This is a genomic window from Psychroflexus sediminis (assembly GCF_900099815.1).
GTDB classification, from domain to species: domain Bacteria; phylum Bacteroidota; class Bacteroidia; order Flavobacteriales; family Flavobacteriaceae; genus Psychroflexus; species Psychroflexus sediminis.
Genome location: NZ_FNCW01000011.1, coordinates 1 through 12,941 on the forward strand (window position 1 = coordinate 1; position 12,941 = coordinate 12,941).

At 38.8% G+C, this 12,941-nt stretch carries 11 protein-coding genes; 3 read left to right on the forward strand and 8 right to left on the reverse strand.

Annotated elements, in window-relative coordinates; all coding sequences use genetic code 11:
- Positions 1–98: 98 nt before the first annotated feature.
- Complete coding sequence (locus tag BLP81_RS10700) at positions 99–1,016, forward strand: potassium channel family protein (protein ID WP_093368467.1); 918 nt, start codon at positions 99–101, stop codon at positions 1,014–1,016.
- On the opposite strand, the gene BLP81_RS10705 is transcribed toward BLP81_RS10700, so the two are convergent.
- Positions 1,004–1,984 (reverse strand): PLP-dependent cysteine synthase family protein, encoded by a 981-nt coding sequence (locus tag BLP81_RS10705; RefSeq protein WP_093368468.1) that lies wholly within the window; start codon positions 1,982–1,984, stop codon positions 1,004–1,006. The two genes, BLP81_RS10700 and BLP81_RS10705, sit on opposite strands and share 13 nt — an antisense overlap.
- Positions 1,985–2,065: 81 nt before the next feature.
- Positions 2,066–3,301, reverse strand: a complete 1,236-nt coding sequence (locus tag BLP81_RS10710) for an ABC transporter permease (protein ID WP_093368469.1) — start codon at positions 3,299–3,301, stop codon at positions 2,066–2,068.
- An 8-nt stretch (positions 3,302–3,309) separates the two neighbouring features.
- Here BLP81_RS10710 and BLP81_RS10715 point away from each other — a divergent pair, with 8 nt between their 5' ends.
- Positions 3,310–4,518 (forward strand): exo-beta-N-acetylmuramidase NamZ family protein, encoded by a 1,209-nt coding sequence (locus BLP81_RS10715; RefSeq protein ID WP_093368470.1) that lies wholly within the window; start codon positions 3,310–3,312, stop codon positions 4,516–4,518.
- Between the two features lie 123 nt (positions 4,519–4,641).
- On the opposite strand, the gene BLP81_RS10720 is transcribed toward BLP81_RS10715, so the two are convergent.
- Positions 4,642–5,064 (reverse strand): OsmC family protein, encoded by a 423-nt coding sequence (locus tag BLP81_RS10720; protein ID WP_093368471.1) that lies wholly within the window; start codon positions 5,062–5,064, stop codon positions 4,642–4,644.
- Between the two features lie 209 nt (positions 5,065–5,273).
- Between BLP81_RS10720 and metK the strand changes: the two genes are divergently transcribed.
- Positions 5,274–6,524, forward strand: a complete 1,251-nt coding sequence (gene metK / locus BLP81_RS10725) for a methionine adenosyltransferase (RefSeq protein WP_093368473.1) — start codon at positions 5,274–5,276, stop codon at positions 6,522–6,524.
- Between the two features lie 317 nt (positions 6,525–6,841).
- On the opposite strand, the gene BLP81_RS10730 is transcribed toward metK, so the two are convergent.
- From BLP81_RS10730 to BLP81_RS10750, 5 genes are all read right to left on the reverse strand, one after another.
- Positions 6,842–9,523, reverse strand: coding sequence for a TonB-dependent receptor (locus BLP81_RS10730; protein ID WP_093368476.1), 2,682 nt, complete (start codon positions 9,521–9,523; stop codon positions 6,842–6,844).
- A 43-nt stretch (positions 9,524–9,566) separates the two neighbouring features.
- Positions 9,567–10,295 (reverse strand): GLPGLI family protein, encoded by a 729-nt coding sequence (locus BLP81_RS10735; RefSeq protein WP_093368480.1) that lies wholly within the window; start codon positions 10,293–10,295, stop codon positions 9,567–9,569.
- A gap of 4 nt (positions 10,296–10,299) precedes the next feature.
- Complete coding sequence (locus BLP81_RS10740) at positions 10,300–11,046, reverse strand: GLPGLI family protein (RefSeq protein ID WP_093368483.1); 747 nt, start codon at positions 11,044–11,046, stop codon at positions 10,300–10,302.
- A 240-nt stretch (positions 11,047–11,286) separates the two neighbouring features.
- Complete coding sequence (locus tag BLP81_RS10745) at positions 11,287–11,985, reverse strand: GLPGLI family protein (protein ID WP_093368486.1); 699 nt, start codon at positions 11,983–11,985, stop codon at positions 11,287–11,289.
- A 39-nt stretch (positions 11,986–12,024) separates the two neighbouring features.
- Positions 12,025–12,246 carry a hypothetical protein gene (locus tag BLP81_RS10750; RefSeq protein WP_093368489.1) on the reverse strand — a complete coding sequence of 74 codons (222 nt, stop codon included), beginning with the start codon at positions 12,244–12,246 and terminating at the stop codon, positions 12,025–12,027.
- Between the last annotated feature and the right edge of the window lie 695 nt (positions 12,247–12,941).

Genomic DNA, 12,941 nt, shown 5'->3' on the forward strand with positions numbered 1-12,941 from the left:
CTTCTGAATAAATCTTTCTTGGTCCTAAACGTTTTCCGCTTTTTATCATCTTTAAAATGGTTTTAAAACGGTCAACCTATATCAGGGAGTGACAGATAATGGATTTAAACTGGATAGATGCATTCTACATGACAGCCATCACCATTACAACGGTTGGCTACAGGGAGGTGGTATTACCTTCCGATGAAGCAAAAATATTCATCACTATACTTATACTCTCAAGTGTTGTTATCCTGGGGTTTGTAGTTTCAGTGGTGACTGAATATTTTATATCTTTCAGTTCTTTGAATGATTTAAGGCAAAAACGTAAATTGAAAAATATTCAAAAAATGGAAGATCATATTATTGTTTGCGGGTATGGAAGAAATGGCCAACAGGCAGCAAGTAAGCTTATGGAGTTTCATAGAGATTTTCTGGTTATAGATAAGGACCAGGAGGTTTTGGAGAAAAGCGACCTTAATCCTGAACAGTACCTGGTTGGAAATGCAAATGATGACGATGTTTTACTCACTGCAGGGATTGAAAAAGCCAGTAATCTTATCACGGCTTTACCTGACGATGCCGATAATTTATTTATCGTGTTAAGTGCCCGACAACTCAATAAGAACCTGAGAATCATTTCCCGAGCTACGGAAGAAACAAGTTATAAAAAGCTAAAACTGGCTGGTGCAAATAATGTCATCTTACCGGATAAGATTGGAGGCCAGCACATGGCCTCTTTAATTGTTAGTCCGGATTTACTGGAGTTTTGGGATAATTTAAGTTATGGGGACAGTAAAAGCGTTAACCTTGAACAAGTCTCTTTTGAGCAACTCTTTGACCACGAAACACCATCTACAATCCTGGAACTGGACTTAAGACAAAAAACAGGATGTACCATTATAGGTTTTAAGACTGCAGATGGAGAATACATCGTCAATCCCAATCCAAAAATTCAACTCACACCAAATTCAAAAATTATTGTGATCGGAAATTCTGATCAAATCAAGACTTTACAGGAAATTTATTCAATATAGCCTTTTTCACGCATCCAGTCATCGTTAAACATTTTACCTACATAACGGCTTCCATGATCGTGGAATAAAACGACCACTACATCCTCTTTTTTGAAGTGTTCCTTCAGCTGTAAAAGTCCTTTCACGGCGGCTCCGGCAGAATTCCCCAGAAACATACCCTCTTCTTTAGCCAGCCGCTGTGTATACACCGCAGCATCCTTATCGGTCACTTTGGTAAAGCCATCGATGCCATCAAACCTGACGTTTAAAGGCAGAATATCCTCTCCAATGCCTTCCGTTACATAAGAATAAATCTCATTTTCATCAAAAATACCCGTTTCATGGTATTTTTTGAATACGGAACCGTAGGTATCAATACCCCAGACTTTAATGTCCGGATTTTTCATTTTCAAATAACTGCTCACGCCTGAAATCGTTCCTCCTGTTCCTACTCCAACCACAAAATGCGTGATTTTACCATCGGTTTGTTCCCAAATCTCAGGGCCGGTAGTTTTGAAATGCGCTTTACAGTTAGAAGGGTTATCGTATTGATTTACATACCAGGAATTTGGCGTTTCCTTGGCCAGCCGCGCAGAGGTTGAATAATAAGAACGCGGATCATCTGGTGCCACATCTGTAGGACAGACATGCACGTCACAGCCCACAGCTCTTAAAATATCCATCTTCTCTTTACTTTGCTTATCACTCAGGACACAAACTACTTTGTAACCTTTAACGATGGCCACCAAAGCCAGTCCCATCCCCGTATTTCCTGAAGTTCCTTCTATAATCGTTCCTCCGGGCTTCAAAGCTCCGCAGGCTTCAGCATCTTCGATCATTTGCAGAGCCATTCTGTCTTTTACAGAGTTCCCGGGGTTGAAGGTCTCATACTTAGCCAAAACCAAAGCATCAATTTCTTCAACCATTTTATTCATTTTTACCAGTGGTGTTTTACCAATAGTTCCAAGGATATTTTCAGCGTAATCCATAATTTTTATTTAGTAGCGCAAATATAAAAAAGTAATATTCAAATTTTGAATTTTCAGCTTTAGACTAATTCCAATCTAGCTTTATTCAAACTTCATGGCTTTCACCGGGGAAATTTTAGTAATGATGACCGAGGGAATCAACAGCATCAATACACATAAGAGCAAAGTTCCTAAGTTGATGACTAAAATATAATCCAGACTGAGATAAATCGGAGCCTGTGAGACATAATAGGTTTCAGGATTGAGTGGAATCACTTTTAAATATTTCTGAATCAGTAACAAGGAGATTCCGATGAGATTCCCCCAAAACAAGCCTTTGAAAATCAAAAACCCGGCATTGTAAAGAAAGATTTTTCGGATAGACCAGTCTGAAGAGCCCAGGGCTTTTAAAATTCCTATCATCTGGGTACGTTCCAGAATCAACACCAGCAAAGCCGTAATCATATTGATGCCTGCTACCAAAATCATGATGCCAATGATGAGTATGATATTGAAATCGAACATTTTCAACCATTCAAAAATGGAGGGATAGAGTTCGATGATGGTGCTGGCATTCAGAAAAGAATCCACTTCCTGATACACTTTATAGCCCACCTCCTGAATCTCTGAAAAGTCTTCTACAAACAATTCAAACTGACCGATTTGATGGTCTTCCCAGTTGTTTAATCTTTGGATTTGTCTCAAATCGGCAATCACATAGGTTTCATCGAATTCTTTGAATCCTGAATCGAAGATTCCTGAAATCGTGAGGCCTAAAGACCTTGGAAGACGATCCTGGTTTTCTCTTACAAAGTAAACCACAAGTTTGTCACCGACCTGAAAGCCCAGGCGACTGGCCAGGTAATCTGAAATCAGCACTTCTTTGCTAATCTTGTCATCAAAAACCGGAAGCTGGCCTTTAACCAGATATTCTTCCAGATACTTCCAGCGGTAGTTCTCTCCTACGCCTTTCACGACAATGCCTTCAAAATCGGTTTCGGTTCTGATGATGCCGTATTTGGTAGCTACCTTCTGAATATGCTCAATTTCGGGAACTGCAGTAAATTCAGGATAAAAATCCTGCCGGGTAGAGATCGGGTTTTGGGTGACGTTTGACTGGTTGTTGGAAAAATTATTGATAACCATATGACCATTGAAAGCCGCAATCTTTTCCCGAATCTTATCCTGGAGTCCAAACCCGGTGCTAATCGCTACAAACATCATGATAATCCCAATGGCTATCGCAGAAACAGCAATTTTAATTATCGGAGCCGATATGTTACTTTTATGATCGGTTTTAGTAACGAGGCGTTTAGAAATAAAATATTCAAAATTCAAGTTGAGCTATGGTTTTAAAGAGATTCAAAAATACAGTTTATTTTATTCTTTTGGCATGTATTTCTTGCACGGCACAAGAGTCTAAAACGAAAGCCTTTAGCAGCCTTGGTGTCGCAGCCAACCGGACGGAAGCTTATCTGGATTTACTTCAGGATAAAAAAGTGGGGGTGGTAGGCAATCAGACCTCTGTAATCTTTACTTCTGAACTGGAATACGTTCACCTGGTCGATTCACTTTTGAATCGTAATATCAACATCAAAAAGGTTTTTGCTCCGGAACATGGATTTCGAGGCACTGCCGATGCCGGCGAACTCATCAAAGATGGCATAGATTCCAAAACAGGCATTCCTGTCATTTCACTGTATGGAAGTCAGAAGAAACCCAATCCGGAGCACCTGGAAGATATCGATATCATGGTCTTTGACATTCAGGATGTGGGGGCGCGCTTTTACACCTATATTTCCACTTTACATTACATCATGGAAGCCTGCGCCGAGCAGGGTATTCCGCTGCTCATTCTGGATCGGCCAAATCCAAACGGACATTATATAGACGGACCGGTTCTGGAAGAAGAATTCAAAAGTTTTGTAGGCATGCACCCTGTCCCGGTGGTGCATGGACTCAGCATTGCTGAATATGCTCAGATGATCAATGGAGAACACTGGCTCAACAACGGCATTCAATGTGAATTGGAAATTGTGGACATGGAAGCTTATTCACCGTCGATGGTCTATGATTTGCCCATCAAGCCTTCGCCAAATCTACCCAATGCCAAATCCATCAACCTGTATCCGAGCTTGTGTTTTTTTGAAGGGACCAATGTGAATGCCGGTCGGGGAACGTCCATGCAGTTTCAGGTCTTTGGCTCTCCATTCCTGGATCCTTTGGTTTTTGATTTTGAATATGTCCCCAAATCCACCGCTGGTGCCAAATATCCTAAACATGAAAATGAACTCTGTTTTGGCAGAAATCTTCAAAATCACAGCGATCTCGATTATGTAAATTTGGAATGGCTGCTTCAGGCGTATCATCACACCCAGGACCCGGCCTCATTTTTCAATGATTTTTTTAATAAACTAGCGGGAAATTCAAGCCTGCAGGAGCAAATTCAGCAGGGAAAAACAGCACGGGAAATAAGAGCGGGCTGGCAAACTGACCTGGAAGCCTACAAAGTCAAAATCCAGCCGTATTTCATGTATGAGAGAAGCCTCCCCTAACCCCTCCCAAGGAGGGGAATTGACTCACTGGTCTCTTTTTAAAATGTGATATTAAAACCTACTCCCTAACTCACTTACTCAAAAACTACTCCCCCTAAAACCTACCCCCTACGACCTAACTACCTACTCCAAAACCTCCCCATTCAGCTCCACCTTGTACTGAATATCTACGGTCTGGTCCAGCATCTTGGAAACCGAACAGTACTTCTCGAATGACAACTGAGCCGCACGCCGGGCTTTATTGGCAGGGATATCGCCTTTCAGTTTTACCAGTAATTTAATGGTATGGAAAATTTTGGGATCGGTGTCCTTTCTAAAACCTTCCACCTCTACATCCAAATCCTCGATCTCCAGGTTTTGTTTTTTCAGAATATGCACAATATCGATGCTGCTGCAGCCCGCAGTTCCCATCAAAATCAACTCCATGGGGCTGGGTGCCTGGGGATTGGGAGCCGATGAATTGTATAGCTCAATCTTGTGCCCTAAGCTGTTTTCAGCTTCGAAATGCACATCACTTTCCTTTTTTTTATGTAAACTAATTTTCATGATAGTCTGTTTTCTACAAAAAAAAGCAATCTAATTCGTAACTCTGCTAAAAATAACTTAATACAATTTAGAATGCTTCAAATTTATTATGTTTGCACCGAGGAAGGATTTGACTGATTGCAACCTCTTTTTTAAAATGCTAAAGCAGTTTTCTTGAGACCGTAGTCATAGTATATCCTTCCCTCGACTATAACCTTAAACTTTACTTTATGTCATATTTATTTACTTCAGAGAGTGTTTCTGAAGGACATCCCGATAAAATCGCCGACCAGATCAGCGATGCTTTACTCGATTCTTTTTTAGCTTTCGATTCCTCGTCCAAAGTGGCCTGCGAAACTCTGGTCACCACAGGACAAGTGGTTTTGGCAGGAGAAGTAAGAAGCAATACCTACCTGGATGTACAGCAAATCGCCAGAGACGTGATCAACGATATTGGGTATACCAAAGGGGCGTATCAGTTTTCCGGAGATTCCTGTGGTGTCATTTCCTTGATTCACGAGCAGTCTCAGGATATTTACCAGGGGGTTGACAAGGAGTCTAAAGAAAACCAGGGCGCCGGTGACCAGGGAATGATGTTTGGTTACGCGACCAGGGAAACCGAAAACTACATGCCTTTGGCACTGGATATTTCTCATAAGCTGCTTATAGAGCTGGCCAAACTCCGCCGAGTTGGCGACGAGATTTCTTATCTAAGACCAGATGCCAAGGCACAGGTCACTATCGAATATTCTGATGATAATGTGCCCCAGCGTATCGATACCATCGTGGTCTCCACCCAGCATGATGAATTTGATGAAGATGAAGCCATGCTTAAGAAAATTGCCGACGACATCAAATCCATCCTGATTCCAAGAGTCAAAGCTTTGTTTGATGAAGACACCCAGGCTCTGTTTGATGACGATATCACTTACCACATCAATCCCACTGGGAAATTTGTGATTGGCGGGCCCCACGGCGATGCCGGTCTTACAGGTAGAAAAATCATCGTCGATACCTACGGCGGGAAAGGCGCGCACGGTGGTGGTGCGTTTTCCGGCAAAGATCCCAGCAAAGTGGACAGGTCTGCGGCTTACGCGGCCAGACACGTTGCCAAAAATATGGTAGCTGCCGGTATTGCCGACGAAGTTTTAGTCCAGGTGTCTTATGCCATCGGTGTAAGTGAACCCACCTCTATTTTGGTGAACACAACCAACAAGCACATCGACCTCAGCGATGGTGAAATTGCCAAGAAAATCAGACAGATTTTTGACATGCGCCCGGGAATGATCGAAGAGCGTCTTAAACTTCGCAACCCGATCTATCGCGAAACGGCGGCTTATGGTCACATGGGTAAAGAACCCAGAGTCGTCACCAAAATCTTTCGCTCAGATTATTCTGGAGAAGTCAAACATCAGGTCGAGTTATTCACCTGGGAAAAACTGGATTACGTCGATAAACTGAAACAGGCTTTCGACTTATAAATCGTTTTTTTTCTGAATTTGTTTTGAGTTGGCTTAAATCCATTACGAGACTCAGCTTAAAAGCTTAAGTTAATTTCAGCTTAGCGTCCAGGCTTGTAAACTTGTCCCAAAAGACGGGACAAGTTTACAAAGCTCAGTACGTATTACTGTGATGTCCGTCTTAGGATGGTGACTAATCTTAGACGCATCGCTTTTAAGATGTCAGGGCTAACGCCCCTCTCATATACCTCACCTTCTATTTGATTACGAATTTAATTTATGTACCGAGGGGCAGAGCCCTGACATCTAGGCTTGGAGAAAAGAATTAAGGCCTTGTCTTACAACTTATAAATCACCTTAAACAGCACAATCCTGGGCTGTACAAAAATCCGCCGGTCGGAGACGATAAACTCATTCACTGAGTTTTGACGTTTGAAGCCGATATCAAATAAATTGGTGGCATTGACTTCAAAGCCCCAGGCTGAATCTTCTTTGCCATAAAACAAAGACGTATCCGCCAGCTCAAAGCGATTGATATCTCCAGTGGTTTGATTTTCGAAATAGTTGTAATCGTAATTGAATTCAAATATAAAGTTACCAAAATCATATTCAAGATTAGCAAAAGGCGATAGAGTGGTGAATTTATTGTTGATAACATCAGAATTTAGTCTGGAAAAGCTCTGTCTAACTCCTGTTTCTATATTGGGTAGCTTATCAAAACGCGTTCTTACTTTGGCATTATAACCGAAGTTGATACTTTCATAATCCAATACCTCATCATTGATGATTCTGGAATAGTCTGACAAGCTGGTGTTTCCTCCTAAAGTAAAGGTAAAATCTGGAATGCGTTTATTGATCGTAGCATATACACTGTACGTATTTTCGGGTAAGTTGGTAAAAATACTGGTGCTGATCTGGTCGATACCTTCTATCTGAGTTTGATTCCGAATACTGCTTTCGCGATGCGTATAGGATAAACGCGCATTATAAAATAAGCCCTTGAACATATTAAACTGACTGTAAAGTAAACTCGCTGAGTGATACACTTGGTTTTGCAGATTTTCATTCCCACGCTGGATTCGGTTAAAGCTCTGGAGACTCAGTCTATTGGCATAACTGGAAGCATTTCCAAAATTGGTATAGCGGTTATAATTCAGTCGCAGTTTTTCTGAAGATTTGAATTCATATTCAGCATAAAATTCTGGTAACAGAATAGCCGTCTGGTCATTCACAAGTTCTTCATTAAATTGAGAAATGTTCCAGTTATAATTTTGGACCACCAGCCCTGGCCGTAACACCAGTTCTCCAATCTGAGTTTTATATTGAAATCCTAAAGAGGCCTTAAACAGTTTAAAATCCATTTGATTATTAAATCCTGCTGACTCAAAACTATTGGTGCTGCCATCGTTTAAAATCTGCTCATCGAGCGTGCTTAGGTTATAGTTGAAATAGTCCACCCCTGCTACCGGATAAATATGATGAAAATCGGCCAGCACCCAGTAGTGTTTTGCATTCACACTAAGATTGCTGACTTGCTTTTGGTTGAGTTGGTTGAGCCTAAAATCATCACCTTCATCTACCAAAGGGATGATATTGGTAAACAAAGCCTGGTTGAAATCCCAAAGTCTGTCGGTAGTTTGGTCTTCACTTTTGATTTTAGCTTCCAGTTTTAAGGTGTGTTTATACGAAAACTGTTTATTGAGATTGAAGGTTTGTAGGAACTCAAAATTTTCCGGCTGGGTATTGGTATTGATAAACCGACTAGAATTCCCCACTTCAGAAGTTAAAAGGGATTGCGCCTCGGCTGTATTGTATTTAAAATTGGTATTGGCCCGCAGGTCGGTATCATCATTATTGTCATACCTTAATTTGATCTTACTGATACTAAATAATAAATCGTTATCATTAGACTGGTCTCTCACTTCATCTGGCGCTTCTGTAGTTTGGTAAGTGATGTCCTGAAGCGTTTGTGTTCTCATCTTGCTTTTATTGAAAATACTGTAAGCATCCAAACTAAAATTTCCGCCAAGTTCCTGGGAGAGACTGGCCGCTCCAAAATCATTTTTATTGAAGACGAAATCATCTTCTCTTAAGAACTGAGCAAAATCATCGGAATACAATCTGGAATACGCTCCCTGGTCTTCCAGAGCCAAGGCCATACCCCCTTCAAAATCTAAATAATCCTGGATGGTAAAGGACTTTTGACCCGTATTATTAAAATCGCCAATCGCATTCACGGCGGTTTTAGGGCTGTAATAGAACAGTTTAGGATGCAGTAAAAAGCGATCTTCTACTCCTGCTCCCGCTTCTACGTCTCCGAATACAAATTTCTTTTTTCCGTCTTTGAGTTTGATGTTCAAGGCCATTTTATCGCTGTCTTCCAGACCTTTTAGAAAAGCCACTTCGCTATAATTATCCAGAGCTTCTACCTCATCCACAGCATCGGCAGGGATATTATTGACGCCCAACTTTTCATCTCCCGTAAAAAAAGCCTTACCATCTACCATGAGTTTGGTCACAGGCTTTCCGTTGACGGTCACATTGCCTTCCCGATCTACTTCAATGCCTGGCAGTTTTTTAAGTATGTCTCTCAGCTTGCGCTCCTCCCCGGTTTTGAACTGGTCGGTCCGGTACGTGATGGTGTCTTCTTTCACGATCACTGCCATTTCCTGTTTAATCAGGATTTCTTCCAAACTTTCGGTGCTTTCCTGCATCACAAAATTTCTGGATACGTTCTCAGATAATTGAACGGTATCCGTAATTTTTTTAAAACCCAAATGCGTGATTTCGATTAAATACGGTTGATTCTCTTCCAACTTCAGTCTATACTCTCCCTTGGAGCTGCTGATGCTAAACTTGATTTGGGCATTGGCCTGTTGTAAAGGCGTAGCAATCACATTGGTATTGGCTAGCGGGTTGTCTAGACTATCGCTGATAAAGCCTTCGAGCTGGAAGGATTGTGCAGATGTAACAGTTGTGAATATTGAAAGGATAAAAAAACATGCAAAACGTTTAAACATATATGGACTAGGTTAATGATTTTCTGGCAGGTAGGAAAAGCTTTTAATTATCCATGTAGTCTGAATGCGCTTTTTGAGCCCTTTTATCTAAAGCTTCATAAGTAGTTAATTCCTGACCTGATCTTAATTTTATTATTTGCGGCTTTTCTTTTGTCTCTTGAACTTCAATAGCCCTTAAAGTTGAGTTATGATTCTCCAATTCTAAAACTGCTCCTGGCAGATCTCCGAATACACTTGGGCTAGCCTTAAAATTTAGACCTGGTGCAAACCATACATGTACAGGCATAAAACTTGACTTAATGTTTGGTTTATTGGGATTTAATTTTGGTAGTGCTTTAAAACATTTAAAACCTAAAATAGTTTTAGTTTCATTTAAAATCTCCCATGTCAAATAGTCCTCATTATCAACCTCTACAACTCGATCTGAAAAAAGTAAATTATTAGCCAGACTCGTACCTCTATCGTAATAAATGGGATAAACCGAGGTGACTAGAAGTTTCGCAGATGTTAAAGAAGTAGCATCAAATTGATCACTTTCCATCAGTTTATTAAATGTGGTGTAGTACGTTTCACCGTTTGATATCATCACAACGTTCAAAAATTCACTGATTTGATTGTATCTTTTTTTTTCTTTTGTAAAGTGATCTACTAAGTATTTTCCTGTTTTCTCAGGAAAATCAGGTGGTGGTATTTCATATTCATAGGTTATTTTGAAATTTTGAGAATAACTCGTCAAGTAAAATATACAAACTAATAATGCTAGTCTTTTCATAGAATCAATTGTTAAACATTTTGTTGGAACGTTCTCTTATTCTTTCGTTATAAGTTTTATAGCTAATTGTTTCATAATCCTCTAAAACTAATTCTTTCACTTCTCGATCGGTTTGATTTACAGATATAGCTTTTATTAGAGCCCTTCCGGTTTTATATTCTAAAATGGCTCCAGGCACATCTCCAAAAACACCAGGAGAAGCTATAAAGTTCAATTCTGGTGCAAACCAAACTTCTTCTGGGATGAAAACTCTATCTGGTAATTTATAACCTTCGTTTATAACAGAAACAGCTTTAAAACATTTATATCCCAAAATGGTTTTTGAAACTTTAGTAATTTCCCAGTTGAAATACCCCTTTGAAATAGATTTAACTGCAACATCATCAAACGAAGATGAAAATCCAAAAGACACACCATCCCTATTGTATATTCTAGGAAAAGCTGAAATCCCATATTTAGCAGTTTTTAAATCCGAACCATTTAAGCCGTCAATAAGCATAACATCACTGAAGCTTATCATGTAAGAGTCAGAATTGGATATAACCTCTATTGTAATTAACTCAGAAAGTTTTTCGTTTTTCCTATTTAAATTTCGAACAAAAGCTTTTTGAGTTTTACCCAATTTTTCTCCTTGCTCTGTATTTAAATCAAAACCAACAATTGAGGCTTTATATTCAATTTTATAATTTTGAGCAAAACATAGTTGCAAGCAAAAAACGAATGAAACAATGAACGAGATTTTTTTTTTCATGGTATACTTTAAAATGTTGTTGAAATTTTACTGAGGTCCATTTTTATGAAAGCTTAAGTTGATCTGGTTTTTTGTAAGTTTTTAATCTGTTTGTTTTTTCACATTCGAATTAGTCTTAAAACCACCTGGGTCTTCACATTACCTGCAATAATTGAAAGATAAAATCATTTATTCATATGAAATTTATCGATGAGCATTTTAGTTAAAGTTGAACACATTTAAATGGTTCATTTTATGATATTATTGCCTTGAACCTTTCATAATATCTGTAAATTCTTTTTCAGTTATAGTATTATGATTTGGGATTATAATTTCCTTTTGTTTTGAAAAATCAATATTAACAAATTCAAAACCTGAATATGCCTCTCCTTTTTTGTTAAATTGCTTTGTTTGTATGACTAGGCCTGGTAAACCTACAGCATAAGATGGCCCTATACTCAAAGGTATGTCTGGCACAAACCATGCTTCCATTTTAATGTTTTCATTTTCATCAAATTGAATAGCTTTTTTACATGTGTAGCCTTTAATTAATTTTATATCGCCAGTTATTTTCCAATTGACATTTAATTTTTCTTTGACTAAAAAAGTTTGGCCGCTAATTTCAGTATAATCATATCGTGTATTATTGTTATAGTCAATATAAGTTTCTGGCAACATCGAAGTGAGTTGATTATGAGTTATAGATTTATCACCAACTCCCATTCTTTTTTCAATTTTAAAGACACTTTTAGATCCATCAAAAATCAGTACAAAAGGTAACTCTTCTATAATTTTTTGTAGGTCGTAACCTGGTGTTTTTTGTTTAGGTTTATTATCATCGCTTGAAATATATTGTTTTGTCAGATTTATATATCTATACTCAATTTTTGCCTGATCTTGACTAAAGCTTGAAATAGAAATTGATAAAATCAAAACAATAATAGTGACTTTATTTATCATTTGATTAAAAATTAGCCCCACTTAAGTGGGGCGTTATCATTATAGGCAATTTTCTCTGTAATATTTATCAGTTTCAATGTAAGCAATTACTGATCCCCACATTGTATCCACACCTCCTGCTTGTTCGCCAGCTTCTGTTCCAGCAGCCCAAGCTTCATCCATACATTCACTAGTATCACCGATTTCTTTTATTTCTTCGGTTTGAGCATTCATTCCTAATGCTAAAGTACTTAGTGCGAAAGTTAATATTACTTTTTTCATGATATTTATTTTAAAATTATTATAATAAAATTTCGATGGTTTACATCGAGTCTCAGCTCAAGGCTGTACACATCCTCATGAAAAATTCGTATCATTGCAATACGTTAGAGATATGAATTTTCATGTCTTAAATCTGTGGAGCGCTTTTCATCCCGAAAAGCGCTTCCTTTTTTTCTAGCTAGAAGAACACTTTCATATTGAATAGAGTTATAGTTTGTTGATTCAAACCTAAAAAAAAAAAAAACGGTAGAGCGTAATTTTTCGTGTTAAATTTTAGAATATCATCAATATTTACGGTTTAACCGTAACATAATTACGACTAAAACGTACTTTTAGCAATAATAATGTAATTAGTAAGTGGTTTATATGAAAAAGCAATAATGGTGAATAATTTCAATTTAAATGTCAGGGCTAACGCTCCTTATTATTGCATTCTATTATTCGTTTTACAAAGATTGCGGGGCTACGCCCCCTCTCACATACCTCACCTCACTTGGTCACATAGATCGTAGGGCTAACGCCCCTATCATGTTTACTCGCACTCTTACTAAGATGTCAGGGCTACGCCCCTCTCATATACCTCGCCATCTTAGGCTATGAAGATTGCGGAGCGATGCCCCTTCCAGGTGTTTTTCGTTATAAATATTATTGGGCTCACGCTTTCATATATGCATTCCCTTAGGACATGAAGACTA

Bases quoted from the DNA above. Each gene is read 5' to 3' on its own strand.
- BLP81_RS10700 (WP_093368467.1), top strand. From the start codon at position 99: ATGGATTTAAACTGGATAGATGCATTCTACATGACAGCCATCACCATT.
- BLP81_RS10705 (WP_093368468.1), bottom strand. From the start codon at position 1,984: ATGGATTACGCTGAAAATATCCTTGGAACTATTGGTAAAACACCACTG.
- BLP81_RS10715 (WP_093368470.1), top strand. From the start codon at position 3,310: ATGGTTTTAAAGAGATTCAAAAATACAGTTTATTTTATTCTTTTGGCA.
- BLP81_RS10720 (WP_093368471.1), bottom strand. From the start codon at position 5,064: ATGAAAATTAGTTTACATAAAAAAAAGGAAAGTGATGTGCATTTCGAA.
- metK (WP_093368473.1), top strand. From the start codon at position 5,274: ATGTCATATTTATTTACTTCAGAGAGTGTTTCTGAAGGACATCCCGAT.
- BLP81_RS10730 (WP_093368476.1), bottom strand. From the start codon at position 9,523: ATGTTTAAACGTTTTGCATGTTTTTTTATCCTTTCAATATTCACAACT.
- BLP81_RS10735 (WP_093368480.1), bottom strand. From the start codon at position 10,295: ATGAAAAGACTAGCATTATTAGTTTGTATATTTTACTTGACGAGTTAT.
- BLP81_RS10740 (WP_093368483.1), bottom strand. From the start codon at position 11,046: ATGAAAAAAAAAATCTCGTTCATTGTTTCATTCGTTTTTTGCTTGCAA.
- BLP81_RS10745 (WP_093368486.1), bottom strand. From the start codon at position 11,985: ATGATAAATAAAGTCACTATTATTGTTTTGATTTTATCAATTTCTATT.
- BLP81_RS10750 (WP_093368489.1), bottom strand. From the start codon at position 12,246: ATGAAAAAAGTAATATTAACTTTCGCACTAAGTACTTTAGCATTAGGA.